Origin of the sequence: Nitrospira sp., assembly GCA_037045225.1 — a bacterium.
Taxonomy (GTDB): domain Bacteria; phylum Nitrospirota; class Nitrospiria; order Nitrospirales; family Nitrospiraceae; genus Nitrospira_A.
The window spans coordinates 1,481,085-1,507,150 of sequence record JBAOHZ010000009.1; the positions used below are offsets into that span (position 1 = coordinate 1,481,085).

Consider the following 26,066-nt stretch of genomic DNA (forward strand, 5'->3'; position numbering starts at 1 on the left):
GGCGCACAAGGGTTTAGTTCTGCCGGACATCGGGCCGGGGGTCCTGAACAAAACCATTGCGGTTCGGCATACGGATTTCCGGGAGGGCCCGCGCATCCACCACAAACTCTTCGGCAATAATTCCATTCTGATACAGCAGCCAGGCCACCACCGAGTACACCTCGTCCGGCAAGAGGCTTTGCGGCGCGGACAAGGGCATGGCGCGATGCACATAGTCGTACAACGTCGTGGCATAGGGCCAATAACTGCCGATGGTTTTCACCGGCTTCGGGTCGCGCAACGTGCCGATGCCTCCGACCAGGCGGTCCATCGGGCCTTCCTGACCGGTCGGCCCATGACAGGAGGCACACTGAGCGGCAAAGATCGCCGCCCCCTGCTTGGCGGTGCCACGACCACTCGGTAACCCCTCCCCCGTCGGCGCAATATCGATGTTCCACGGCTGAATGTCCCGGTCCGTAGCGGCCCGACCCCACTCAGGGGCATGGGTCGATTCGCTGCGATCCGCCGCGTCACTGTTCCAGATCCCTTGCGCACTCAGAATGGTCAGCACCCCCGCGATCAAGACGTTACGCATGGACATTGGTCACCTGCCCGTCCGCCGCAATCTGCCAACTCTGAATCGCATTGTAGTGGTAGACAGAGTTCACTCCGCGCACCGCAATTAATTCCATCCGGCTGGGTTGCCGATAGCCGGTTTCATCACGACAGCGACTCTGCACAATCGCCTCGTGGCCGTTCCATCTCCATGGTAAACGGAATCGGGTATGGCATTTCGGAAGGATCGGGTCTTGCAGAACCGCCTCCTGCCAGGAGCGGCCCCCATCGGTACTCACCTCCACCTGCGCGACACGGCCTCGACCGCTCCAGGCCAACCCGCTGATCTCGATCGATCCGGGGTGTATTCGCTGCCCGCCGGACGGTGACGTGATCACCGATTTCGCCTCCATGACCATCGTGAATTGTCGCGCCGTGCCATCCGGCATCAGATCCGTATATTGCGACGTTTCTTCGCGAGTCATGAAGGGCGCGGTGCCAAGCTTGAGCCGTCTGAGCCATTTGATGCAGGTATTCCCTTCCCAGCCGGGCACAAGCAAACGTAAGGGATAGCCCTGTTCAGGGCGGAGCGGTTCTCCATTTTGCGCATAACAAAGCAGCGCTTCCTCCAGGAGCGGCGCCAGTGGAAGACTACGAGTCATGGCCGCCGCATCGCCGCCTTCAGCCAAGACCCAGGACGCGTCGGGGTTGACCCCAAGTGCTCCGAGCACGGTCTTCAAGGCCACGCCCGTCCATTCACTGGTACTCGTCAGGCCATGGGTTTGTTGCACCGTCTGTCCGGTCGGTGCCCGCCATTCGATCGCGGAATTGCCCGAACATTCGATAAATGCCAGCCGTGAGACGGAAGGGAATCGCTGTAATTCGTCGAGCGTGAAGACCCATGGCCGTTCTACCAACCCATGAATCATAAGCCGGTGGGCCGTCGGATGAATGACCGGTACCCCGTTGTGATGCCGTTCGAAATGCAAGGCTGATGGGGTGAGCATGCCGTGCGACGCTTGCAGGGGCGTCAAAGACGCCCACCACGAACGCGGGACGCGGACAGCCTGCTCAAACGGTGAGCGTTGCCCATAGGCCGTGGGAGCGGCCCCGGGCACTCGAGTGGCATCATCCGGCACAGCCGGAACGACCACCTCGGCGGATTGCGCAGCCGTCCGCATCATCATCGCGCCGACCATCCCGACGGTACCGGCAAGAAGACTCCGGCGATTGATCGACAGCGTCTCGTGCGTCTCGGCTGGGGCAGGAGGGTTGTTCGGCTTGTTCGGTTGTCCAGACTTCGCCATGGATGTCTCCTTGAACCGGTGGCGAACAATCAATCCGTCGCAATGTTCACTCGACATGGTCCGCCGCCGCGGAGGTCGCCAATCCGCCACGACACACAGATCCTTACGATGACGCCCGACGGTCACTCCGGCATCGGAATCGAGATCAGCACCGCGCCGAGCACATCCCGAAGTTTATAATCCCGCTTCGGGCTACGGGCATCGGCGTTGTGACAACTCACGCAGACAGACGAGACCGCCAAATCCGCATACACGGCCTGGAAGTATCGCGCACCTCCCTCCGTGACCGGGCCCTTATACGGCTGGTCGGGATGTGCCATGACCGCCTCCAGCGCCTTGCGCTCGAAGTCGCTGCGAGGCCCGTTTTGTTTGCTGATCGGATTCAGACTGATCAATCGATATCGTACGGAACTTCCCGTCAACGTGGCCAGGCTCGATGCTTCTTGAAAGAATTGGACCGGAAGCGGAAGGGCACTGATTTCACGCCATTTCTCCGACGCTTCGATCACACCTCTCCGCTGCATCCGCTCTACGACGTGGACGGTATAAAACGTCCGGTCTGCCTCCAGCACCGAATGGAGATAGTCCACCACAGCTTCCAGCGGGACGCTGCCCGCCGATGGCGCCTCGGCCGACACGGTCCCCCACATTCCGAACAAAGCCAGCGCAACCCCCACTCCGGCGAGCCCCTTCTTGATCGACATGATAGCCCTCCTTCGAGACGGCCTCTCCGGCCCGGAGACCTATACAGGATGAAATCTGCCGACTTCCCCTCCGCCCCTCGTTCGAAACAGGGAGAACTCCTTCTTGAGGATCGGATTCGAGGCTCGCGGGTCGCCCCTTCAAGCCACCGGTGGATGCCGATCCTCGACAGAATTCCCCTCATCGAGCCTCACGATTGAAGGGAGCGGATATACGCGATCAAGTCGGCCAGCTGAGCCTCTTCGAACGCACCCGCATACCCGACCATGGCCGTACCGGGCCGCCCCTCCAGGATAATCTTGCGCAGTTGTACATCGGTCTTCGCTTGAGCCGCCTTGGCAGTGAGATTGGCGGGCGGGGGAGTCAGATACGCCGCCATGTCGCTGTCGCCCTTGCCCGTCGGTCCGTGGCAGTTCTGACAACTCTCGAGATATAACTTCTGACCTGCCTGAGGATTCCCCTTTTCGGATGCGGCCAGGCTGATTGGAATCCCCCCCAGCACGATCAGCATCGTGAGGCTCACCTTCACTATTGTTTGCATAATGCTTCTCCCTATTCGGATGTCCAGGAACAGACGCATCGACTCACGCCTTACGTGGCGCGCTTCAAACTCAACATGTAACTGGTCAGGTCATTGAGCTGTTGATCCGTGAGCGGGAACTTCGGCATGAACGATCCCGGCGACACGGACTGCGGATCGCGAAAATGCTTCAGATGCCAGGCTCGGTCCGGTCTCGTGTCCCCGATCGTGGACAGGTCCGGAGCGACGGCACCCCCTTCTCCATGAATGCGATGACAGCCGACACAACCCAACTGAGCATAGATCGCTCGACCTTGTACGACGGCGGGATCGGTCCTCGGCACGGCATAGAGGTTCTTCATCGAGATACCCAGGAGACCGAACACGACCAGCAGAAATAACAGTCCGCTACCCAGAGCAACCGGTCGCCGAATGGGATTGCGCACGGAATTGCGATCGATGAACGGCCAACACAACATGATCAGGATTACGCAGAGAGGCAGGACCCAGGTCGCAAGCGGCTCCAGCGGTCCATGCACGTATTTCAGGAGTTCATAATAGAAGAGGAAATACCATTCTGGTACCGGCACGAAGCTCGTATCGGACGGATTGGCTTTATCCGTCAGAGGCAAGGGAATGCTGAACGCCAGCGCGGCGACGATAAGAAACACCGCAGCAATCACAACTGCATCCATGTAGACCTGGCGCGGCGCGAAGGTCTTACTGCCGAGCGACGCCCGATCGTCTGTCCACGGTCCGGCCGGCCCGACTCGCCGCAGCACGAACAGATGCAGGGCGATCCCGCCGATCAGAATCGCCGGAAGGAATAACACGTGAATCGCGAAGAACCGTGAGAGCGTCAACGCGCCCAGGATTTCACCCCCGCGCAGGACACGCGACACAAAATCGCCGATGAGCGGAACGGTACCCGCCATATTGATGCCGATCTGCGTCGCCCAATAGGCGGTTTGATCCCACGGCAATAAGTAGCCGGTAAACGCAAAGGTCATGACGACGAGGAACAGCACCACCCCGACCATCCACATCACTTCGCGTGGCGTTTTATAGGCGCCGTAGAGAAACGTCTGAAGCATGTGGAGCCCGATCGCCACTACCATCGTCGACGCGCCCCAATGGTGAAGTCCTCGCACAAACCAGCCAAACGTGATCTCGGTTTCAATGAATCTGATGCTGTCGTAGGCGTGGTCGGGCGTCGGCGCGTAATACAGCGCGAGGAACATGCCGGTGGCGGCTTGAGGACGAACAGAAACAACGTCACGGAGCCGAACACGTAAATCCAGCTGGCGCCACCGGGAATCGGCTCATCGAGCAAGGTGCGCTGAACCGGTTTCAGGTTCAAACGACGGTCGAGCCAATCATACAGCCGTGACGACATAGTCCTCGTGGGGGTGGGCTACAACTCCACACTCTGTGGAAGGCCGGATTTGAAGTCTTGATACATCACGAGGAGCCGGCCACCCTCCACCTTTGCGGGCAGCCTATCCAACGGACGCGGGGCGGGACCGCCCAGCACGTGACCGTTCACGTCAAACGAACTGCCGTGGCAAGGGCACAGAAACTTTTTTTCCGTCGTTGTCCCAGCGATACCCGCATCCCAAACGTGTGCAGATCGGCGAAAACACCGTCACATCACCTTGCGGTTGCTTCACCGCCCACACCGCTTTGTGCGACGTGGCTTTCAGCCAGCCGTCGTGAACTGTCGTGACATCGTCCAATTGTGCGGGACGCCCGACAGGCAAGGCATCGACAGGACCGACATCCACCCACGCCCGTCGGCGTCGCGTGAACGCCGGTGAAATCAGTGAACCCAGCAGCGGAATAGCCAATCCCACGCCAACCACCGCGGCGGCGGCCACCGTCACCCAGTGAAAAAATGTCCGCCGCGACCCGACCGGTGTGGAAAACCCCGCCCCTTCACCCTCTTGCAATTCGTCCGGATCACTCACGTTCGCACTCCATCGTCTCGCTTGCGCCCGGAGTGAAAGGAGGGGAGCGGCCCTGCGGCTCCCCTCCCCTCCTCCGAAATCCAAACTGTGCAATCGGGCTCTTAGGACGCCGGGTTCTCGATATCCAGCCCTAACCCGACCCAGGCCCGAAGCAAATCATGGCGCGTCAAGGTATATTGAATAATCCCATCCTTCTCGACGGGAAGATTGAGCAACCGCTTGTCTTCCATGAGCTGCACGGCGTCATCGATCGATGTCTCGGCCGTGACCGTGATTCGATTCGTGACCATGACCGCTTCCACCGTCAGCTGATTTAAGTCCTTGCCCGACTGGAGCGCTTTCAATAAATCGAACTCACTGATAAACCCGACATACTGACCGGCATCGTCGACCACAGGCGCACCTGGCGTGTGGGTCGTCAACAGATCCACAGCAACCCCCAGCGCATTTTGGTTTCGACGAACCCGCATCGTGTTGGTCCCTACGATCTGCCCAACCGCCTTAAAACCACCCACAGGAACACCTGGTCTTGCTATCGTCGTCATCGTTCGCTCCCCCTCCGATACTCCAGTGACGGAATTGTCACCGGCCCCACTTCCATACGCTGCCCTGTCCACTCCGCAGCCCAAACGTCCTCTCGCAATATCGCTCGTACCGGATTAGGATTTCTTTCCCGACCTCTCCATCGAACAGGTATTGATCCCCAACAGCGTCCATACCGGACAGAAGCCCAATGCGCCTGTGACCAGCGCAATCGTTCCCATCGTCAGCGCAATTCCCGTACCGACCGGCGGAAGGCCTGCAAAGGCGCCGATGCCGATCAACAACACTCCGAGCACAATCCGGACCGGTCGTTCAATCCCGCCTACATTGCATGACATAATCTGCCCCCCCTCCCTGAGACGACGCTACCAGCTTCCAGCCATGAGCGTCCTGATTCAAAAAGTGTCGGCTCATCGTTCACTCGATGGGTATGAGTCACCACATGGGGAAAGGATTCATCTTTTTCTCATTTTTTTCTCAATCCGCTCATCGCTCGCCTAGTGGGTATAAGTCATCGCATCGGAAATGGATTCAATTTATTCTCAACTGGTTGCTCTCGATTCTCCGATGCCCCCCTCCTGCCGACACCTGCAGACTGATCGCGGACCGCTACCTGACTATCGCAAACCGATACATGTCGTGACAAGCGGTGCATCGCGCCGTCATACTGGACAGACGATTGAGGATTTGAAGGGAGGTCTCACCCTGCGCGATGCCATCCGCCAGCCGATCCATATCCTTGTGAATCGACATGCCCATTTGCTTAAATGTCAGCGGCAGTTTCAACATCACAGCGGGGTTCACATCGGCCGCCATTGCCATGCCAGCCGAGCGGGCTGTGGATTCAGCGGCCTTGAGGTTTTGATCTGGACTCCCTAACACCGTCACCACGCCATGCACCGTCTTGAGTAATTGTCGCATCTCTGCCAGGATCAGATCCCGCTCCGCCTGCGCCAGGACAATTTCCGTACGCCCATCGGTCCCAGGCCTCGTATGCCCTTGAACAAATAACGCCACCACCACACCCATCGTAACGATCCACAACGCCGCCGTTCCCAAACCGATCACACGCCAGTTCATCAGATCATCCTTTCTATTTGATTACGGGAGCGTGCGGATCGCGCTACTCCCAAGCACCCGTACGTAGGCCGTGACGTCACGAATCTCTTCGTCGGAAAGAACAAACTTCCAGGCCCCCATGGCGGTGTCTTTCCGTCCGTCGTGAATAGCCTTCATGAGGGCGGCATCCAACTTCTCCTGTGTCGCAGGAGCACTGAGATCGGCGACCGGCGGGCTGAATTTCATATGCGCGTCGCCCTTTCCCTCGACCCCGTGGCAGCGGATACATAGATTGGTGTAGAGCACCTTCCCTTTCGCCGCATTCCCCCCGGCGGCAAACGAACCACTGCCGACCGCCGCCACGAGGAACATCGACAGGAGAACCGGACCAGCGAGTCTGGCGTTCATCATTTTCTCCTTGGCAAACAACGGCCGTGCACCTGTTGCAGCCTCCACATCAAGCCATACGAGTGCGATCCTCGTGCCAGTTGGACGACAAGGGGCCACGGAGGAACCTGCAGTGAGAACCACCGATTCACGAAAAAAGCGAACGCATAGCCGAAAGTCGTGGAGAGAATCACCCCACCCCCCCGATCCCGGCTGGTGCAAGATGCCCCAATCTAGCAGGCGTCGGAACAGGCCGCCAGCGACGTGCCTCCCATGAAGCATGCGTCATGAGGCGTCTCTCGCGAACATCCCGCAGCCGGTTCTGCAACGCGTGACGAACGAGAAAGACGGCTCTTTGCGCATCCTGCGGGCGACGCTGACGCCGACACGGCACCTGAGTTGATCGCGACCTTTTGTGCACACACCGAGCATTTCCGCAGCCTGCCGGAGCGCGAGGTGATGGTGGATTCGAGGATCACGCGATGTGCGGACGTAACGTCCTACTCGCGATCTGAATGTCCGCTGGGAGCGACACAGAATCTGTCAAGAGGTAAAAAGCCGCGCTGGTCGGCCATTAGAACCGAAACGGTCCGAGGAGGGTGTTATGCTTCCGCCTTCTACTCACGCACTACGCGACGGGTTGTAACCTGGTGAGGGGTGAATCATAAGCGTCGCTTGAACCGACGACCATATCCGGGACTCACGACATACAACTTCCCACTGGCGGTCCGCCAAGAAAGGGGTGCGTCGATGGCCATCTCAGAGGTTCTCAAAGCGTATCTCGATCACGAACATGTTCACTATGATGTGTTGCCTCACCCGGAAGCGTTTCGCGCCGCGCTCGTCGCACAGACACTTCGTACCCCGATGAAGGAAATCGCCAAAGTGGTGGTGGTCAAGGCGGATACCCGTTTCGTGATGACAGTCCTGCCGGCCAGTTGGAACGTGAATCTCCCCCGACTCCGCGATCTCTTGATGTCCCAGCATGTACGGCTCGCGACCGAGGATGAGATCAAAAACCTATTCCCCGATTGCGAGTTGGGTGCGATGCCTCCCTTCGGAAATCTGTATGGGCTTCATGTCTATGTGGATCAATCACTGACGGAGGACGAGGAAATCACCTTTCAGGCCGGCACCCATTCCGACGCCATTCGCATGCGCTATTGGGACTTCGCGGCCCTCGTGTTCCCGGTGGTGACGGAATTTCACCAGATGTCCTCAGAGGTCGCGTGATCATGTAGTGCCTGGCATCGACCGTAATGCGCGGTTTGTTTTCCCGCCTTCCTCCTCGGGCGCTGTCACACGGCGCAGGGTACCGAAGTCGGAATGAGCGAGCTGTGGCCCGGACCCGTTCCAGACAATCCGCTCATCGCGCGTCGCTCCTAATTGATGGTCGCTTCCAAACTCACACGCGTTTTCATCGAGTTGGAGATCAGGCAGTTGGCTTCCGCCTTTTCAATGAGCTCCTTCGCTTTTGCGGCATCGCTCCCTGACTGCAGCGCGATGTGTGGGCGTAACGTAATCACCGTGACCTGAAACTTTCCGTCCACGAGTTCCAGACGCCCCTCCGCCTCGCACTGATAGGACGTGAACGCCAACCCGGCCCGTTCGGCGACGGCCAGAAATGTGGTCATCAGGCAAATATTGGCCGCCGCCACATACAAGTCTTCCGGCGACCAGATGCCGTCATGCCCCTTGAACTCCGGAGGGGTCGCGACCTGGATATCCGGCTTTCCCTCACACGTGATCGTGCCCTTTTTCTGTCCTGTCCACTTCACCGCCGTTCGATACGTATAGACCTTGCTGCGAACTTCCATCGCTCCCTCCGGATTAGCTTGTGGATTGTGAGTCAGTGACCGACGATGAGACGTGCCCTTCAGCGAAACCAGCGGAACACGAGAGGACTCCCGGGACCAGACCTCACGCGAAGACGCTGAAGCCGGTCTCACCCTTGAAGCAACCATTCACCTCGGCCATGTGACGGCGACGCCTTGCGCGCCTCACGTTACCATAAACCGATCGGACGAACCGGACAAGGCCATCCAGAACATCAAGGGCTTCGCTCGCCACACCTAAACCGGACGTCACCCAACGTGATCGCAACAGCGAATGAGTGATCCGGATATCTTCGGCACCACCTACCCTAGAGATGGTAATCGCCTGCGGCTTCGGGTTGGTACAGGATCTCACTGATACGCACAGTTCGCACCCCGGCCGGCACGGGCCAATCCACTGTCTCGCCCGCCCGCACCCCCAACAGGGCCGTCCCGATCGGCGCAAGGATGGAGAGCTTCTTCTCCGGGATGCTGGCATCGGAAGGAAACACCAACGTATAGACAGTCTCCGTACCTGTATCGACGTCTTGTATCCGGACTTGTGAGTTCATCGTCACCACATCCTTGGGAATGGCGGATGGATCGACGACATGGGCACGATCGAGCTCATGTTCTAACGTATCCAAGTGATCCCGGTCTCGCGCCCCAACACGGAGGCGAGCCTTCAGGACATCTCTGAGACGAGTCACATCGAATTCCGTAATATAGATATCGCGCTGTTTCATAGTTCTACTCCCTTACTGTCGGTCTCTCTCATCGCTGACGGCAACACCCGACGGTGTCCCTCTGCGAATGTGTGCGTTTTCACCGTCACAATCGGACAGGTCGCCCGGCGCAACACCGCCTGCGCCACGCTTCCAAACTGCGCTTCGGACACCTCGCGGCGACCATGCGTCCCCATGACGATGAGATCCGAGTGACGCCGCAACGCGCAGGCCAGAATCGCATCGGACGGCAGGCCGCCTGAAATTTCAAGGTCCGTCGGCAGCCCAAACGATGTGATGACGTCTCTGAGGTCCATCAGTTGCCTGTTCCAATAGTCACGCTTGCGCGTTTCCTCTTCAATCAAGCCAAGTCCGCAATCCAAGTCGTAGCCCACCGGCTCCAACACATGCATCAACGTCAACGCGGCACCAAGCCCCTTGGCCAGATGAATGGCATATTCGACAGCATCCAACGAAGGGCTCGAAAAATCCAGTGGGGCGAGGATATGCCGGATCAATCGTCCGCTTGCCGATGATGTCCCACCTGTTCCTTCACGCTGCCCCGGTACAGCAAACACCGGACATGGCCCTTCCTTCACAAGCCATTCCGTCGTACTGCCGATGAGCCCGTGCAGCAAGTTGGTTTGTCCCTGAAGCCCAAGAACGAGCAGCTCCACCCCCGTATCCTTGGCGGCGAGACAAATATGCTCGGTCGGATTCCCTAGCACCAATCGAGCCTTCGCAGCCACACCATCTCGCGCCAAGTCATCACGTACCTGGTCCAGCTGCCGCGCAGCCTGTGCTCTCGCCTGCGCAGTCGCAGCGAACATCTCCGCCTCTGCACTCGACCAGTGAGGCCCCTCGATCACATGGATGACATCCAGCGTGGCATTCCACATCGTCGCGAGATACCTCGCATACTCCTGCGCCCATCCCGCGTCATCCGAAAAGTCGGTCGCAAAGAGAATCCGTGTCACCAGCGGAGTAGTCATGGTAGCTCCTGTGCAACGGTTGGGCGACTCCCTCCTACACGGATGACTGAACCATCACGTCGCGCAGCAGGCAATGGCCTCAGTGGATGTTGGTGATAGGAAATACCGGCGGTGAACAGCTGATACCGTCTGAATGCAGCAAGACCGGTGCCATCCGCTCTCAGACTCGTGCATACGGTAAACCGGTGAATAGTCTCCTTACCCGGGAAGCGGACAAAACCCCTGCACCGCCCTCTCTGTTGCCATTTGCCTCAGCATGTCATCTTGCGGTGAGGCAATATCCCCTCCGTAACGATGCGTTCATGTTCCCTTACCGGATGGTGCGCAATTCTCAAGCCCAATCCTTTTCCGCACGCCCTCGGCCAATGCTCGAAATACGTGTAGAACGATGCTCCGCTGCCTCAGCACTCAGAGGCCGGGCGACCGACGTGGAACGTGAGGCCCCGCATTTCCATTACCGCCGTATCGCCTGGCACATGCGCCAGGAGATCCCGGGAAAAATTCAGGGTCGGCATGCGTTCATAAATCGCGCGCAGCACTTCCGGCTCCTTGGGTGTATTAATCGCGTCACCAAGCCGTTCGAAGTGGGCCATCATGTCCGGCAGTACCCGCCGGCCAAGACTCCAGATGGTCTCCACATTCCCCGCCATCAGGGACGTGTTCCACAAGGCGCCGGAGAGATAGGCCAACTGCGCCAACGCCGGCTCCGGTTTCTCCACAAACCTTGCGACAGCCCGGATCGGACGAGTGATGAAATGGGCCAGATCGCCGCCTGGCTTAATCCACCCAGAATCCGTCTCCGGCCCGGTAGGGCGTGCCGCGAGCAACAGCAGACGTGTAGGCACCTTCTCCGCAGCCCGGATGGCAAAGATGACTTCTCCGAGAAACCGTTCCTCGGGAAAGACAAAATGATCGGAGGAAGAGATCGCGACCCTCCCATGAGGATCACGCGCCCGGATGTAGGTCAACGGCAGAAAAATTCCTGGCGCCGTGTCTACGTCGCGTGGCTGCACCAACGCCCATCCCGGGGTCCCGCGCGCCGATCTCCGCCCAGCCCCACGGTGTCCTCGGCTGACGACCACCAGCGTGCGCGCCGGATGCGTGAATCGCATCGTGCGATCGAGCGTATGCTGGAACAGCGGATTGAGGGCCCACGAATCGACTGTCTTGTTGGGGGAGTCGCCCAACCCAACCACCGCCAGATTGTCGGCCGCATCCGAACGCGCTCGTCCCCCGCCAGCACGATGGACCAGCGCCGTCCACCCAATTCCGGTCGTCCCTGCATGATGAGTTCCTTCCGAGGCAACACGACCCGATGGCCCTCAGGCGTTCCGCACCCATGCCTCGCCCAGCTTGCGTCACATCGACATCAGCCTGACGGTCGAAAGTGCGGCTCCCTAGTCGGAATGATCCAGAAGGGATAGGCCCCGGAAGACGACGATTCCTAACGCGGTAATGACCAACAACACCAGCAGCGTGACCGGTGCAATGGTTTGTACAGCCTTCATCTCAGACACCGTCGCTCAATCGATCCGTGGCCAAATCGTCCTGTATGCCTCCTATCATAACGGCAATGTAGGCCGGCGATATGAAAAGATGACGAAGGATAGATGAAGAAATGTCCCGACCGGATCACTTGTGGAGAAAAGGGAGATGGTACGGCCACGATTGCGGCCGGCTGAATGACGGGCGCAAGCCGGATCGGTTAGGAAGAGATGCTCGAACAGCGCATGAGTGGTCGGACAACTTGCTGAGCACAAGCCCTCCATTCCTTGGTGTGTGATCGATCGGCTATCCGAATGTCACCAGGCTCGACCGCACCACCTGCGTCAGCCCCCACAGCAGAAACAGTCCATACACCGTACCGAAGAACCAGGGAAAACTGATCGCTCGATGTGCCCACCATTGACGATGTTGCCGAAACGCCCAGGACGGCTCGAACAGGCGCGGTTCATTCGTCTCATCCACAATCGTTTCACGATGCTCGCGCAATCGATAGAGACTGCTCACCGGCTTCCGGTCCCGCCACTCCGGCATCGTTTCGATCCCTCGCAATTGCCACTCCCACAAGGCATTTTGTCCGGAGAACCGGCCGAGCACGATCGCCATCTGCGCGCTCATGAGGATCCCGATCATGCTCAACAACACGATGACAATCGTAAAAGGAAGCGCGAGCGATTCTCGCGACACGAGGAGCCCGATCACCGCAACAACGATTGAATTAGCGGTCAAGTAATCCGACAACATGGTGTGATAGTCCCGGACGCCGGAGGTCCAGAGCGTCAGCAGGTGATTGTAGTCGGACTGCATGGAGTCTTGATTCATGAAATTACGCGCCATGGGCGGACGGCTCCACGAATCGATACGCCGTATTCAGCGTGCAGTCCCCATCCAGATTGGCCTATATCGCTCCGCAGCGTCGCCCTTTCCCGCCTTTCGGTCACTGCATCTTCACGTCCCTTGTGTATCAATCGTCCTCATGAATCCGTCTCCAACCGTCTACCGCTACACTGCTACCCGAATGTCGTGCGCACCCATCCACCGAGATAGTGCGTGATCGCCACCACGCAGAGTCCGATCACCACATGCTCCCCGATCACCTTCCAGGGCGGCACTCGTTGCGCGCGCGCCAGCGCATAACTGAGCACCGCCAACAGCGACAACCCCCAGATGAGACTCGCCGTCACAGCCAGATCTAACGGCACGAACAACACGGGAACGGCAAAGGTCGCGGCAATCACGAACTTCGCCACGAAGGTCGCCAGCGTCGACTCCCAAATCTCATTCGTATTCCCATGGTTCTTGGATTCTTCGGCGACGTGGATCCCCAACGCATCGGACATGGCGTCAGCCACCGCAATGGTGAGCAGCCCGCCCAGGACCACGGACTTCGAGTGGGTGCCTGCATGCAGCCCCACCATCAACCCCAGGGTCGTAATCACACCGGACGTGAGCCCGAAGCTGAACCCGATCTTCAGCGATGTGCGCATACTCCATGCCTTGTCGACGTAGCCTGTCGATCGACAGAGTGCGGCCCCTCGATGTGGACGCTCAACAGGACTCCTTCCCCGCACCTTGCAGACAGGATGAGAGCCAGTCGTTCAACGATTCAAGCACCCGGGTCACCGCACGATTGGCCGCCAGCACACCGCCATAGGCATCCTCACTCGGAGCCGGCTCGAACGATTCTAGACTCCTAACACCCAGGATCCGCTGTTCCTTCGTCTCCGTCAGTTGGGCGCGTAACCGTACCCTGGTGCCGCTTGCGCGCTGCAGGAACTCCTGCTGCAACACCAGTCCGGAAATATCCAGCCGGTAATCCCCCCGGACCGCAGTCGGCATCGGTACCACCACACGCCAGAAGTTCGTCCGCTCCAGCGACTGAAGGAGCACCGGGGCCACCATGCGAGCCGGGGTATCAACCCACACATTCGTGGCGTAATAGCTCACTTCATACGGTCGCTGGAGGTAGGCCATACGCGGCTGTTCGAATCCCGCCTCCGCCTGCGGCGCCCCCACGACCAGGACGCCATGGATGCCCGGCGGCTTCGCGCGAGGGTTCGTCCTCAACACAGACTCGTCCACTGCCAGCACAAACGTATGAACCGGATTGTCGGCTGATCGCGGCACGACACAAGCCGTCAGCACACAGGCCCCTAGCAGGACGCCAACCCATTGCAGAACGCGCCGGTTTACCCCCATTGCTTCCTCACTCGCCGGGCCCCTTCGTTTGGGAGGATCGGCCAAGAACCAGGACATTCGGTTGTCGTTCGACTTGTTGCGCCACGCGATTCAACGTGGCCGTCAGTTGCCGGAGCTCCGTGACGAGCGACCCGGCGTCGGCCAGCGTCTGCCGAGAAAACTGTTCGATACCGGGCCGACTGGCGCCGACCATCTCTCCCACCGAGCGGCTGGTCCGAGACAAATCCTCCGTCATCTGCTGTAATCCGGCTGCACTTCTGCTCAGACGATCCACCAATGTCGGAAGCTGCTTGCCGAGTTGCTCCGTCACACGCACCGACTGGTCGGCCGCCTGCACTGCCTGCTGAACTCCGCGGTCAATCTGGCCGCTGCGTTCCGCCAGCACCTTTGTGACCGCCGACAGATCTTTCAGGATCTGCTTCAGAACCTTGCGATTGTCTTCATCCAGCGTAGAAGACGCATTGTGGGCCAGTCCGTTCAGATTGGCCACGAGAGTCGACAGGCCTTGCTCCGACAAGAGGTTCGCCAGCGTCCCATCCAGTCGACCGAGTAACGAGGGCACGCTCGTGATGACCGGATAGGCCTGCCCGGAGACCGGCGTCAAGGGAGGCGATTCTCGGCCCCCACCGGTCAAATTGAGCGTCACTAATCCCGTGAGTCCCTGCGTCACCAACACGGCCTGGGTATCGATCTTAATGGGGGTCCCGCCGACGATGTCCAACGTCACCCGGACCTCTTCCGCATTCTCAGGATTCAGGATCACTTCCTTCACCCGCCCGACATCCACGCCACGATACTTTACCGTCGAATCCACACTGAGTCCGGCGACGGACTCGCGGGTATAGACGTAATACCGATCATAGATTCCACGATAGTCGGTTTTCCCCAGCCACAAAATCGCACCGAGGATGGTCAGACCCAACAGTACGACGAACGCGCCGACCAAGGCATAGTTGACCTTCGGCTCCATGCGATACCTCTCAGTCCCGTTGCGACGCCGTCCCGGCATGAGTCAGGCTGGCCGCGCGCCCGCGGGGCCCGTGGAAATAACTCCGCACCACCGGCTCCTCGGAGCGTGCCAACTCTTCCATGGTCCCTACCCCCATCACCTGCCCATCTCCCAACACCGCGACGCGAGTGGCAATGCGCCACAAGGAATCCAGATCGTGGGTCACCATCACCACGGTCAACCCCAACAACCGTTTTAGATTCAACACCAGATCGTCGAATCCGGCGGCAATCATCGGATCGAGACCGGCCGTCGGTTCATCGAGAAACAATAGCTCCGGATCCATGACGATCGCACGGGCCAGCGCCGCGCGTCGCCTCATACCACCGCTGAGCTCACTCGGAAATTTGATCGCGCTGTCCGGCGGCAATCCAACCAGGGCAATCTTGAGCGCCACGATATCCCGAATGACGTCCGCGCTCAACGACGTATGCTCGCGAAGCGGTACCGCCACGTTTTCGGCCAGGGTCATGGAACTGAAGAGGGCGCCATGCTGAAACATCACGCCGAACCGTCGATACAGCGCACGACCGTTCGACTGGGTCAACTCACGGCTGTCTGTGCCCAAGAGGCGAATCGTCCCTGTCGTCGGAGTCAATAACCCGATGATCTCCCGCAACAGCGTCGATTTCCCGCACCCATTGCCGCCCGCGATGGCGAATACCTCTCCACGCAGAACGGTGAGACTCACATCTCGATGCACCATCGCCTGGCCGAACTGCGTCGAGACATGGCAGACCTCGATCACGGAAACGCCAACCTGCTCTGCTGTTGCGAGCGTCGGAGGCAACTCATGCATACGCGGCCTCAAACCTTCAGCTCCACGGGATGTTCACAATGGTTTCCTACGAGGCCGCAGCAAGCAAAGAGCCGAGGCGTACTCTTGTGGTACGCTGAGGCTCTGCGCGACGCGAGAACGAAGCTGGGAGCCATTTTCAACATCCTGTAGCTACAGGTTCCACCAGTTGAGCAAGATGCTACAGATCGCATCGAAGATAATGACGAGAAACGTGCTTTGCACCACGCTGATCGTCGTGTGCCGCCCCACATCGTCCACCCCGCCGCGGATCTGGAACCCCTGATAACATCCGACCAGCGCGATGATGACCGCAAAGAAAGGCGCCTTGCCGAGACCAATCAGCAAATGCCGCAAGGCCACGGCTTCGTCGAAGCGCGAAAGAAAGGCCGTGAAACTCACGTTGAGTTGATTCGACGCAATCAACATACCGCCAAAAACACCCAACACATCGGCATACGCCGTCAGAAGCGGCAGCGCCACGACCAGCGCCAGGACCCGTGGCAATACCAACAGCTCGATCGGCGACAGGCCGAATGTTTGCAGCGCATCCAGCTCCTCGGTCACTTTCATCGTGCCGATCTGCGCCGCATAGGCCGACCCCGACCGCCCGGCGATCAGAATCGCCGCAATCAGCGGGGCGATTTCTCGCAGCAGCGAGATGCCCACCAGGTCCACGATGAAAATGTTCGTCCCGAACTTCCGAAGCTGCTCGGCACCCTGGTACGCAATCACCACGCCGATGAGAAACGTCAGCAGTCCGGTAATCGGCAACGCATTGACCCCATCCAGCCGGAGACTATTCAGGCAACTGCGCCAACGCATCCGACGAGGCGCCGCCACCAAATGAACCAGCGCGGTCGTACTCTCTCCGAGAAACTGCAGCCCCTGAATCATCCGCGCAAGATGAGTGCTGATCGCCGTCTTGAGCCGCTCGCCCCCGTTCGGTCGCGGAGCGACCTCGGCGACGATCGCCTCCCAATTGGACGACACCAGGCTCATCAGCTGCGCATAGTCCGACCGGAGGCCTTCGATCGAGACTTCGCACCCCCGGCGTTTGGCCTCCATCAGGGCGCGAAACAACACGACCGCCCCACCGGTATCGAGCGCCTCGATGCCGCTCGCGTCAAAGACCAGCGCGCTTCGAGCGGGCCAGGCCATTCCTTTGAGCGCACGTTCGACCGGCGCCACATCGGACATGGTCCAGGCGCCTCGACAGCGGAGGGTCCGTCCCTCCACCAGCGTCACGCCAGCCGGATGGATGTGGTTCGCTATGGATCGATCGCCGTTCATCCGATGCTTCGCAGCACGCCTTACACTTGATTGTGTTCCCGCAAGGACCCGACAAGCTCCTTCTTGCTAATCAACAACGCGCCCAGCCCGAACAGTACTGTCGACAGCGTCACCAATCCGCCGATCACCGGAAGAAGCGACAGCCCTGAATAGAGGACCAGCCCCGCCACGAAGGGCCAGGCGAGCGACGACGAGTCGTCCTGCCGGCGAATCAGCATTTGCCCCACATAGGTCATCGCATACACTCTCGCCAGATAGACGGTCGCACCGTACAACGCGAGCAGGAACAGGCCGATCGGCAGCGCGAACAAGGTGACGACGAAACTCAACGCGACCACGGGCGTGGCAACCAGCGCGACCGTGCCCCAACCAAGGGACGGGGCCGGACGCTCGCGGATCGTCGCGGTGACCCGCCGGGCAAACATCGGATAGACCCGCAAGAGTACCAACCCCAGGATCAACGTCGAGACAAAGCTGGTGAACGCAGCCATGAGCCAGATGCCGACGATCCCCTTGCGCGCCCGTTCGATACTCCAGCCTTCGGGTAACGGCCGTTGCGTCATCTCACCGCGAACGGTCGCCTCTTCATCGATAGAGGGGGCCGCTTCCCCCCAGTACCGCAGCCTGCCTCCGACCATGGCCTTCGAGGTGAGACGTACCGACCCCGCCGCCACAACCAAATCGCGCTCAATCTGGTTCGAGACCGTCGCGGTCCAGGCCCCGACCCTTGCGTCTCGACCGACAGATCCGGCAAGTTGCACATGACCGCCGCCGGCGAGGAGGTTCTCCCGCACCTTCGCCGTCTCGCTCACATGTACATCCGCGCCGCCAAGGGTGGCATTCCTCCCGATCGTTCCACTCACGGTCACCTGCGCACCTACGACCCTGGCATCCTGGGCCACGGTGCCGGACAGGATCACTTTGGCCCCTGCCACGATCACATCTCCGTTGACCACTCCATCCACAAGCACCTCACCACCGGCGGCATACAGGTCACCGTTGATGATGCCGGAAATTTCCACATGCGGACCGAAGGCAAAATAATCCCCCTGCACGACCTGCCCGGCGCGTAAAACGGCCCGCTCCTTCCATGGCGCGCGAGGCGCCGGTTCATCGGCCTGGACAACAGCCGGCAGCATGCACAGGATCAACAACATTACCCTACGTGTCGTCATGTGGATGGCCTCCTGAATGCTCACAGCATGAACCCAACTCGGGACCCGCCTTCATCGTGGCAGAACACCTGCGCCGAATCGATAGACCAGATCTCCGCCGAAATAACTCGCAATCAACAGGAGCAGCCCGCCGCTCAGGCCGATCACCAGCGCCAGCTTCGGCTGCTCCCGTATCCAACCCATGGAGGATGCCACACGCAACCCGAGCAGACCGAGAAAGACCCAGAATACCGAGCCCCCGAGCTCCTCGTGAATTTCGATGGCCTCTTTCGGAATCCCGATGCGTTCAGCCGCCTCTTCGGCAAAATGTCCGGTGATCACCGCGACTCCGGCCGCCAGGATCCCGAGCACCAGCAGAGAGAAACTAGTGTCTCGAAACTGCTGGCTCCGCCATCGAAACGCCAAGACATCAAACAGAATGCTCGCCAACAACAACGCGATTGGAAAATGGACGACCATCGGATGGATTGGATGCATGCCTTCTCCTTCCTTCAACCGGGTGACTCAACGCAGTCTTTTTCAGTATCGCCACGCACAGAGGCCTCCTCATGATCGGCGCCTTCCGGATCAGAAGTGCAAGGATGGAGCCCTACTCCTTGCAGGCGCAACGGCAGCTGAAAGCTTACAGCAAGACCGGAGAGGAAAAGAAGAGAACCTGACAAGGCGAGTCAGAATCGGGGAGGACTGCTACAGAGAGACTCCTCGCCCCTGTGGCAGAATGCACCAGAGGCGAGGGATCAGAACAAAACACCGCATCTACTTCGCATGCAACCAGCGAGTCGCTCCTTCAGCTCACAGCACCCGGGCGGAGGTCTGCTCCTGCACGGAGAGCAGGAACAAATGCTTGCGACCAGGTTGCCGAAACTCCTGCAGTCTTCCCACGACCAGCCCCGCGTTCGCCTGTAGCGCAGCGGCATGTTGTTCTTCAGTCACCACCCGGATAGCCCCATGTTTGCGCACGGCTTCCAGCACCGCATCCTGACTCGACAGATCCGGTACCACTGTGTCCCGCTTCAGGTAATACAGCGCATCTTCATTCTTCGGCCATCCGGGGATATACATGAACAGGATGGGCTGCGTTCCCAGCGCCAGGGCTTTGATTTCCTCCACGGCCTTCCGGGGCGACGCGGCCTGATCGATCGCGGGAAACACGTAGTTCACCACCAGCACTACATAGGCAACCGCCAGCGCTCCGACCACCGTGAGCGCCACGCGGACGCGTGATCTGACGACAGCATAGAGCAACAACCCAGCCAATGAGACAATCGTCGCAATGAACGTCGGCGACACCACGGCAGTAGACACCAGCCAGCGGCGGCGAAGCGGCGCGGCGCCGAAGAACATCCCGGCGGCAAAGGTCACCGCCAACACCGCCAGCAAAACTCTCAGGAGCGGAGCCATCGCGCCGGGCTCCTCGGCTGAGGAGAAGACCCGGTGATAGTAGTATCCGATCATCAAGCCGATACCGGGCACGACCGTCGTGAGATAGGGCTCACGTTTGAGCGTGGCCAGGCTGAAGGCTGTGAAGAGGCCCAACACCCAGACCAGCAAGAGCAACTCCGTGGGGTGAGAACGAAACGGCCGTTGCGCCCACAGCAACAGGAGCGCTGACGGAAGCACCGCACACCAGGGGAAAAAGTCGGCCCACATCATCCCCAGATACCAATAGAGAGGATGCCCGTCTGTCGCCGCGCCGGACGAGCGGCCCCACCCGGTATTCCACACAGACTGGATGGCACTACCGAGCTTGAAATGATGCTGATAACCGGGACCCAGCATCTGCGCATATCCCGCCATCATCGCGACGGCCAACGCCAAACCGGCCCAGAAATAGCCGTCCTTCAACATCCGCGTATCGCGCTGGATGGCGGCATAGAGCGCCATGACCAGCAATGGCAAGAAAAACCCATGCATCTCTTTCAACATTGACCCGAGGGCCATGCTCACGAAGGCCAGCAGATACCATCGCGAGCTTCGTCCCAGCAATTGCACCTGAATCCAGGCAAAGAGGGCGAGCGTGACCAGAAATGTGAGGGTCGAATCGAACAGCACACGACGGCCGTACCACAGAAAGACATGGCTGGTGGCAACGACGAGCGCCGCCCAAAATCCCGCCGTCGGCGACACCAGCCTGACCCCAAGCACATACGTCAGGACGATAGTTCCCGCGGCCGCCAGGGAGCCAGGCAACCGTAAGGCAATTTCGTGGTCGCCCCAAATCGACGTTGAAAGATTGAGCAGCCAAAAGAACAGCGGCGGCTTATTGAAATACGGCGTATCGTGATAGGTCAGGTCGAAAAATTCCCGGCGGCGTCCCATTTCTCCCGCAATACCGGCATAGAGACCTTCGCTACCTTCCAATAACGACAGATGGAGATTGGCAAAATAGGCCCAGCCTCCGACCAGCGCCAACACCAACATTTCAAGATGCTGACGACTGGCGAAACTCCACGGCTGCTCTTGCTCCACAACATCCTGGCTCATCACCCTTCCCACCGACATATCTCCCCGACCTCCCCTTCAAGTGAATGGATCTCCGTTACGATCCGTCCGACGCCGCACGTGACGCAGTATAAATTGTCATGCGCCTCTTATAAAGTGTGATGAGCCTCTTGAGAAGACTTTGTTCGACTGCCCCTTCACACACGTCACAACCTGTCGAGGTGCGGAGCCGACACCACGTCGACACGACAACCTTCAAACCCATCGCTCTCAACAATACGAGCCGAGTGTCATCGCATTATGTGGACAGGCCGCTGACTTGTGAAACTCTACACCAGCGGCATCGAGGGGATTGAGACGGAAGGCAAGGGAGCGCAGGCACACCAGATTCCGATGATTCGGATCAGTCGTTCATGCCGGCCGTGGAAGTTCGGCACGCTCTTGGTTCGGCACAACCGACGTGGGCGTGGTCCGTCGTCCGCCACTCCACAGATAGTAGAGCACCGGAATCACAACGAGCGTCAGAATCGTCGACGCGCCGACGCCGAATAATAGCGAGACGGCCAACCCCTGAAAGATCGGATCAAGAATAATCACGAAGGCGCCGACCATCAGCGCCGCAGCCGTCAAGAGAATGGGGCGGGTCCGGATCGCTCCCGCACGAATCACCGCCTCAAGCCGCGGAATACCCTCGGCCTCCTGGTGCTGGATGAAATCGACCAACAGAATCGAATTACGCACGATGATGCCGGCGAGTGCGATGAATCCGATCATCGAGGTGGCGGTGAAATAAGACCCGGTCAGCCAGTGACCGGGCAGAATCCCGATCAGGGTCAACGGGATGGGCGCCATGATCACCACCGGCGTGAGAAACGATTGGAACTGCGCCACGATCAGCAAATAGATCAGCAACAGGGCCACCCCAAACGCGATACCCATATCACGAAACGTTTCATAGGTGATGTGCCACTCGCCGTCCCACTTCATCGCGAAGCGCTGCTCCGACCAAGGTTGCACCGCATAGTACTGCGTCAACGCATAACCTTCCGGCAACACGACCTGTTCGAGCTTCTTCCCGATCCCCATGACGCCATACACAGGGCTCTCCCCCTTGTCCGGTCCCGCGCCGCCCACATCCGCGATCACGTAGACGACCGGTTTTTGATTCTTGTGATAGATCGCCTTATCGAGCACCGTCTGTTCCACTCGAATAAGCTCGGACAGCGGGACCATATGGCCGGCGGTGGTTCGCAGTGCAATCTCTCCGAGATGCCCCAAACCGGTTCGGCCAATGATCGGCAGGCGAAGGCGCACCTGCACCGGCCGATTCTCCTTCGGAAGATGTACCAGGCCCACGTCGGCGCCTTCCAGTGCCAACCGCAACGTCCGCACGATTTCCTCCGACGGAATCCCGGCCAACGCCGCCTTCGCACGATCCACAGTGAACATATACTTCACCTGATCGGCTTCGAGGTAATCATCGACGTCGACGACGCCGGCCGTTGTTTCGAATAGTCGGCGCACGTCCCGCGCAATCTCAATCTGCCGCTCATACTCAGGGCCATAGATCTCAGCCACCAGCACGGACTGCACAGGAGGGCCCGGTGGAACCTCCACCACTTTCACATTCGCCCCGAATGGGCGGCCGATCTCCTGCACCGCAGATCGAATGCGTTGAGCAATGTCGTGGCTTTGCGTGTGGCGTTGTTCCTTGGCAACCAGATTGATTTGAATATCCGCCTCATATGGTTGGTCCCGCAAATAGTAGTGCCGCACCAACCCATTAAAATTGAACGGCGAGGCTGTGCCGACATAGGCCTGGTAGTCACGCGCCTCTGGAATCGTGCGCACGTACTGCGTCAGCGCCTTCGTCACCCGGGCCGTCTCTTCCAGCGTCGTGCCCTCCGGCATATCGATCACCAGCTGCAACTCGCTCTTGTTGTCGAACGGCAGCATCTTCACCACCACCGCCCGGGTATAGAACAACGCAACCGAACCGGCCAGCAACAGCGCCACGACCGCCAACACCAGGTAGGCCATGACCGGATGCGACAACACCGGGCCCAGCAGTCGTTGATAGAGGCGATAACTGCGGCTGCCCTCGAACGATTCGTGATCGACTCCGGCCATGTGCACACCGGGCCGGTAACAGGTCCCGCACAACCAGGGAATGACGATGAATGCCACCAGCAGGGAGACGAACATGGCAATCGAGGCGTTCACCGGAATAGGCCGCATGTAGGGGCCCATCAGGCCGGAGACGAATGCCATAGGCAGGAGTGCGGCAATGACGGTGAGGGTGGCGAGAATCGTCGGGTTCCCGACCTCATCCACCGCAAACAGCGAGGCCTCGCGGTGCGGTCGAAGCCGCAGCGTGAGATGCCGATACGTGTTCTCCACCACCACGATGGCGTCATCCACGAGAATGCCGATGGAAAAGATCAACGCAAACAGCGTGACGCGGTTGATGCTGTATCCGATCAGCATCGAGATAAAAAGGGTCAGCGCAAGCGTGAGCGGAATCGCGAGTGAGACCACCAGTGCGGGACGGAACCCCAGCGCCAAGCCAAGAAATACCACGACGGCGACGACGGCGATCAGGAGATGCCACAGCAGCTCATTGGCCTTTTCATCGGCGGTGTCCCCGTAATCGCGCGTCACCGTCACCCGGACATCGTCCGGGATCAGGGTCCCCTTCAGTTCTTCGACTTTTCGAATGACGCCCCGCGCGATCGTCACCGCGTTGGTGCCGGCCTGCTTGGCTACAGCCACCGTCACAGCAGGGGCTTCCCCTTCCACGCGGGACGAGCGACCTTCTCCGGGACCCTCGCCATGCCACACATAACTCGTCGCTTCAGTCGGTCCGTCGGTCACCTCTGCCACTTGGCGAAGATACACCGGCCGTTGTTCATTCACGCCGACGACCACTCCCTCCAGATCCTCCTTCGAGTGGATGAACCGGCCGGTCTCCACGAGAAAACTCTCGTTGCGGCTTTCGAAGCGGCCGGTGGGCAGCGCGAGGTTTTCGCCCTGGATGACACTCGCCACTCCCAATGGCGTCAGGCCATAGGCTTTCAGTCGTGATGGATCGATCTGCACACGCAACTCGCGGCCGCGGCCGCCCACCACAAACCCGCTTGCGGTGCCGGGGACTTTCTTCGCATCCTCCAACACCCGATCGCCCAGTTGCCGCAACTGGAAATCCGTGTACCGATCACTGGACAGGGTCAAGGTAATGATCGGGACATCGTTGACATCTCTCGGCTTCACTTGAAACGGTTGGGCGCCCGGGGGCAGGAGATCTTGGTTCGACATCAATTTGTCGTAGAGATCAACCAGGCTCTGCTCCATCGGCTCACCGACATAAAAACGGACGATGATCAACGCCCCGCCCGGGCGGGAAATTGAGTAGACGTACTCGACGGTCTTGATTTCCGAGAGTTTGCGCTCAATGGGCTTGGTGAGCTGCTCTTCGACTACCTTCGCGGAAGCCCCAGGGAACGACAGCCACACGTCGGCCATGGGCACGACGATCTGCGGCTCTTCTTCGCGCGGCGTCAGGATGACGGCGAACAGTCCGAGCAGAAGACTGGCAATGATGATCAAGGGAGTGAGTTTGCTGTCGACAAAGAGTGCCGCGAGGCGGCCGCTCACGCCGAGGGGAGCCGGGGAGTGTAGGGGAGCTGAGAGCATATGGCTTATAGCGTATGGATGGGAGTTGACGCCCTTCGACGGATCAGCCTGTTTTCGCTTCTGCCATACGCCATGAGCGATACGCTCTGAGGCCGAGTCACGATCCCGGAGACGGCGATGCGACTGCCGTCATCTCCTGCACCAACGCCCCGTCCCGCCCCTTTGTTCCGTCCACGATGACTCGCTCGCCGGCATCGACACCGGACAGAATCTCAATCCCCTGCTCAAAGGTGCGCCCGATCTTGACCCATCGAAGACGTGCGACTCGGTCGCTGCCGACGACGAACAAACTCGCCAGCTCGCCCCGCTCGATGAAGGCCGATTTTGGGAGGAGCAGCGTCGTGGTCATCCCTTTTTCAAGGCGGAGCCGGCCGAACATTCCTGACTTGAGACCAGCCGTTTTAGGAAGCTCCACCTTCATCGTGAAGGTGTGAGTCTGGGGATCACCGGCGGGAAGAATTTGCGAGACCTTCCCCTTGAGGGGATCGGTCCCCAGGGCATCGATGACCACCGGGACCAAGAACCCGACCGACACCACCCGCACGTCGCTCTCAGCTACGGTCGCTTCCAGCCGCAGTTGTTCAGGGTCTTCCATCTTGAGCAGCGGCTGCCCGGGGGAGGCCAGTTCACCGATCTCAACCTTTTTCTCCGTGATGACACCGTCGAACGGTGCCTTCACGATCGTATAACTCAATTGTGCCAACACGGCCTTGCGCGCGGCCTCGGCCACCCGCAGCCCGCGCGTGGCATTCTCTAACTCCTGCTTAGACACCGCATCCTTCCGGTAAAGATCCTCCATACGGTGGCTGTGCGCTTGAGCATTCTCGAGCTCCGCCGACACACGAGACAATTCCGCTTGGAGATCCCGATTGTCGAGCACCAGCAACGTCTGCCCTTTCCGCACGACACTGCCCTCGCGGACCAGTAGATTGTCGATGGTGCCCTGAATACGGCTGCTCAGCGTCGCTTGATAGACCGCCGTCACCTGCCCGGTCACCTCGACGGTCACGGGAACTTGACTGGTCTTCACTTCGATCACCGGCACCTGAATGGCGGGCTGAATCGCCGTCGCGGACGGGGTCTCTCCCGGCCGAGACGGCTCCTGCGACTGTCCGCAGCCCGACAGGACCAGGAGCACGAGCCCCAACCATCCGGCCTTCACAGACGCTTTGTTATTCCTGAACACCCAGCCTCCGCAAGAGAGCCATCATCGGACACCAGCCGGTAAAGGCCGACTGAATCAAATTCACCGCCACGAACGCCGTAAGATAATTATAGTAGGGATGGACCGTGGCGCCCAGCACAACCGCGAGAAGCACCACGCCCCCGGCGATGAACCGAAGCCATTGATTGATCGTCATCGCTTCTCACCTCCTCTCCGTTACCGGGTAAGAGGCGGACGGATG

General features: G+C 59.6%; 26 protein-coding genes and 1 pseudogene. 1 reads left to right on the forward strand and 26 read right to left on the reverse strand.

The annotated features are described in order from the left end of the window. Nucleotides 1-13: 13 nt before the first annotated feature. The 10 genes and pseudogenes from V9G17_07645 to V9G17_07690 form a co-directional block, all read right to left on the reverse strand. Nucleotides 14-574 carry a c-type cytochrome gene (locus V9G17_07645; GenBank protein ID MEI2752464.1) on the reverse strand — a complete coding sequence of 187 codons (561 nt, stop codon included), beginning with the start codon at nt 572-574 and terminating at the stop codon, nt 14-16. Next, the gene (gene soxC, locus V9G17_07650; protein ID MEI2752465.1) at nt 567-1,841 is read right to left on the reverse strand and encodes a sulfite dehydrogenase; all 1,275 of its coding nucleotides are present in this window, start codon (nt 1,839-1,841) and stop codon (nt 567-569) included. The genes V9G17_07645 and soxC overlap by 8 nt, the downstream gene beginning before the upstream one ends. Before the next feature lie 122 nt (nt 1,842-1,963). Then, entirely contained in the window at nt 1,964-2,545 is a 582-nt protein-coding gene (locus V9G17_07655; protein ID MEI2752466.1) for a DUF3365 domain-containing protein, read from the reverse strand. Between the two features lie 188 nt (nt 2,546-2,733). Further along, nucleotides 2,734-3,084, reverse strand: a complete 351-nt coding sequence (locus V9G17_07660) for a cytochrome c (GenBank protein ID MEI2752467.1) — start codon at nt 3,082-3,084, stop codon at nt 2,734-2,736. A 50-nt stretch (nt 3,085-3,134) separates the two neighbouring features. Next, nucleotides 3,135-4,304, reverse strand: a complete 1,170-nt coding sequence (locus V9G17_07665; GenBank protein ID MEI2752468.1) for a cytochrome b N-terminal domain-containing protein — start codon at nt 4,302-4,304, stop codon at nt 3,135-3,137. Nucleotides 4,305-4,610: 306 nt separating this feature from the next. Beyond that, nucleotides 4,611-5,030 (reverse strand): annotated as a pseudogene (locus tag V9G17_07670) (hypothetical protein). A 101-nt stretch (nt 5,031-5,131) separates the two neighbouring features. Further along, complete coding sequence (locus V9G17_07675) at nt 5,132-5,575, reverse strand: CBS domain-containing protein (GenBank protein MEI2752469.1); 444 nt, start codon at nt 5,573-5,575, stop codon at nt 5,132-5,134. A gap of 114 nt (nt 5,576-5,689) precedes the next feature. Then, complete coding sequence (locus V9G17_07680; protein ID MEI2752470.1) at nt 5,690-5,911, reverse strand: DUF2892 domain-containing protein; 222 nt, start codon at nt 5,909-5,911, stop codon at nt 5,690-5,692. 271 nt (nt 5,912-6,182) lie between these two features. Next, complete coding sequence (locus tag V9G17_07685; protein MEI2752471.1) at nt 6,183-6,653, reverse strand: hypothetical protein; 471 nt, start codon at nt 6,651-6,653, stop codon at nt 6,183-6,185. Nucleotides 6,654-6,674: 21 nt separating this feature from the next. Continuing rightward, nucleotides 6,675-7,043, reverse strand: coding sequence for a cytochrome c (locus V9G17_07690; protein ID MEI2752472.1), 369 nt, complete (start codon nt 7,041-7,043; stop codon nt 6,675-6,677). 726 nt (nt 7,044-7,769) lie between these two features. On the opposite strand from V9G17_07690, the gene V9G17_07695 reads away from it, so the two are divergent. Continuing rightward, complete coding sequence (locus V9G17_07695; GenBank protein MEI2752473.1) at nt 7,770-8,252, forward strand: YbaK/EbsC family protein; 483 nt, start codon at nt 7,770-7,772, stop codon at nt 8,250-8,252. Nucleotides 8,253-8,401: 149 nt separating this feature from the next. Here the strand turns inward: V9G17_07695 and V9G17_07700 are convergent, their stop codons facing one another. The 16 genes from V9G17_07700 to V9G17_07775 all read right to left on the reverse strand — a co-directional run bounded on the left by V9G17_07700 (nt 8,402) and on the right by V9G17_07775 (nt 26,021). Beyond that, nucleotides 8,402-8,836, reverse strand: a complete 435-nt coding sequence (locus V9G17_07700) for an OsmC family protein (GenBank protein MEI2752474.1) — start codon at nt 8,834-8,836, stop codon at nt 8,402-8,404. Between the two features lie 326 nt (nt 8,837-9,162). Next, nucleotides 9,163-9,579, reverse strand: coding sequence for a nucleoside diphosphate kinase regulator (gene rnk, locus V9G17_07705; GenBank protein ID MEI2752475.1), 417 nt, complete (start codon nt 9,577-9,579; stop codon nt 9,163-9,165). Continuing rightward, a complete protein-coding gene (locus V9G17_07710; protein MEI2752476.1) occupies nt 9,576-10,550 on the reverse strand; it encodes a universal stress protein in 975 nt (324 codons plus the stop codon). The genes rnk and V9G17_07710 overlap by 4 nt, the downstream gene beginning before the upstream one ends. A 401-nt stretch (nt 10,551-10,951) precedes the next feature. Then, nucleotides 10,952-11,746: a sugar phosphate nucleotidyltransferase gene (locus V9G17_07715; GenBank protein ID MEI2752477.1), complete on the reverse strand. Its 795-nt coding sequence runs from the start codon at nt 11,744-11,746 to the stop codon at nt 10,952-10,954. Nucleotides 11,747-12,341: 595 nt separating this feature from the next. Next, the gene (locus tag V9G17_07720; GenBank protein ID MEI2752478.1) at nt 12,342-12,890 is read right to left on the reverse strand and encodes a hypothetical protein; all 549 of its coding nucleotides are present in this window, start codon (nt 12,888-12,890) and stop codon (nt 12,342-12,344) included. Nucleotides 12,891-13,063: 173 nt separating this feature from the next. Beyond that, nucleotides 13,064-13,540 (reverse strand): hypothetical protein, encoded by a 477-nt coding sequence (locus V9G17_07725; GenBank protein MEI2752479.1) that lies wholly within the window; start codon nt 13,538-13,540, stop codon nt 13,064-13,066. Nucleotides 13,541-13,601: 61 nt separating this feature from the next. Next, nucleotides 13,602-14,252, reverse strand: a complete 651-nt coding sequence (locus V9G17_07730; GenBank protein MEI2752480.1) for an ABC-type transport auxiliary lipoprotein family protein — start codon at nt 14,250-14,252, stop codon at nt 13,602-13,604. Between the two features lie 7 nt (nt 14,253-14,259). Next, the gene (locus V9G17_07735) at nt 14,260-15,222 is read right to left on the reverse strand and encodes an MlaD family protein (protein MEI2752481.1); all 963 of its coding nucleotides are present in this window, start codon (nt 15,220-15,222) and stop codon (nt 14,260-14,262) included. 10 nt (nt 15,223-15,232) lie between these two features. Beyond that, nucleotides 15,233-16,060 (reverse strand): ATP-binding cassette domain-containing protein, encoded by an 828-nt coding sequence (locus tag V9G17_07740; protein MEI2752482.1) that lies wholly within the window; start codon nt 16,058-16,060, stop codon nt 15,233-15,235. A 150-nt stretch (nt 16,061-16,210) separates the two neighbouring features. Further along, nucleotides 16,211-17,350, reverse strand: coding sequence for an MlaE family lipid ABC transporter permease subunit (locus tag V9G17_07745; GenBank protein MEI2752483.1), 1,140 nt, complete (start codon nt 17,348-17,350; stop codon nt 16,211-16,213). A gap of 20 nt (nt 17,351-17,370) precedes the next feature. After that, a complete protein-coding gene (locus tag V9G17_07750; protein MEI2752484.1) occupies nt 17,371-18,525 on the reverse strand; it encodes a hypothetical protein in 1,155 nt (384 codons plus the stop codon). A gap of 51 nt (nt 18,526-18,576) precedes the next feature. Then, complete coding sequence (locus V9G17_07755; GenBank protein ID MEI2752485.1) at nt 18,577-19,002, reverse strand: DUF2231 domain-containing protein; 426 nt, start codon at nt 19,000-19,002, stop codon at nt 18,577-18,579. 315 nt (nt 19,003-19,317) lie between these two features. Next, the gene (locus V9G17_07760; GenBank protein MEI2752486.1) at nt 19,318-21,009 is read right to left on the reverse strand and encodes a glycosyltransferase family 39 protein; all 1,692 of its coding nucleotides are present in this window, start codon (nt 21,007-21,009) and stop codon (nt 19,318-19,320) included. Nucleotides 21,010-21,378: 369 nt separating this feature from the next. Further along, nucleotides 21,379-24,660, reverse strand: coding sequence for an efflux RND transporter permease subunit (locus V9G17_07765; GenBank protein MEI2752487.1), 3,282 nt, complete (start codon nt 24,658-24,660; stop codon nt 21,379-21,381). A gap of 97 nt (nt 24,661-24,757) precedes the next feature. Continuing rightward, nucleotides 24,758-25,846: an efflux RND transporter periplasmic adaptor subunit gene (locus tag V9G17_07770; GenBank protein MEI2752488.1), complete on the reverse strand. Its 1,089-nt coding sequence runs from the start codon at nt 25,844-25,846 to the stop codon at nt 24,758-24,760. Continuing rightward, nucleotides 25,833-26,021 carry a DUF2892 domain-containing protein gene (locus tag V9G17_07775; protein MEI2752489.1) on the reverse strand — a complete coding sequence of 63 codons (189 nt, stop codon included), beginning with the start codon at nt 26,019-26,021 and terminating at the stop codon, nt 25,833-25,835. The genes V9G17_07770 and V9G17_07775 overlap by 14 nt, the downstream gene beginning before the upstream one ends. Between the last annotated feature and the right edge of the window lie 45 nt (nt 26,022-26,066).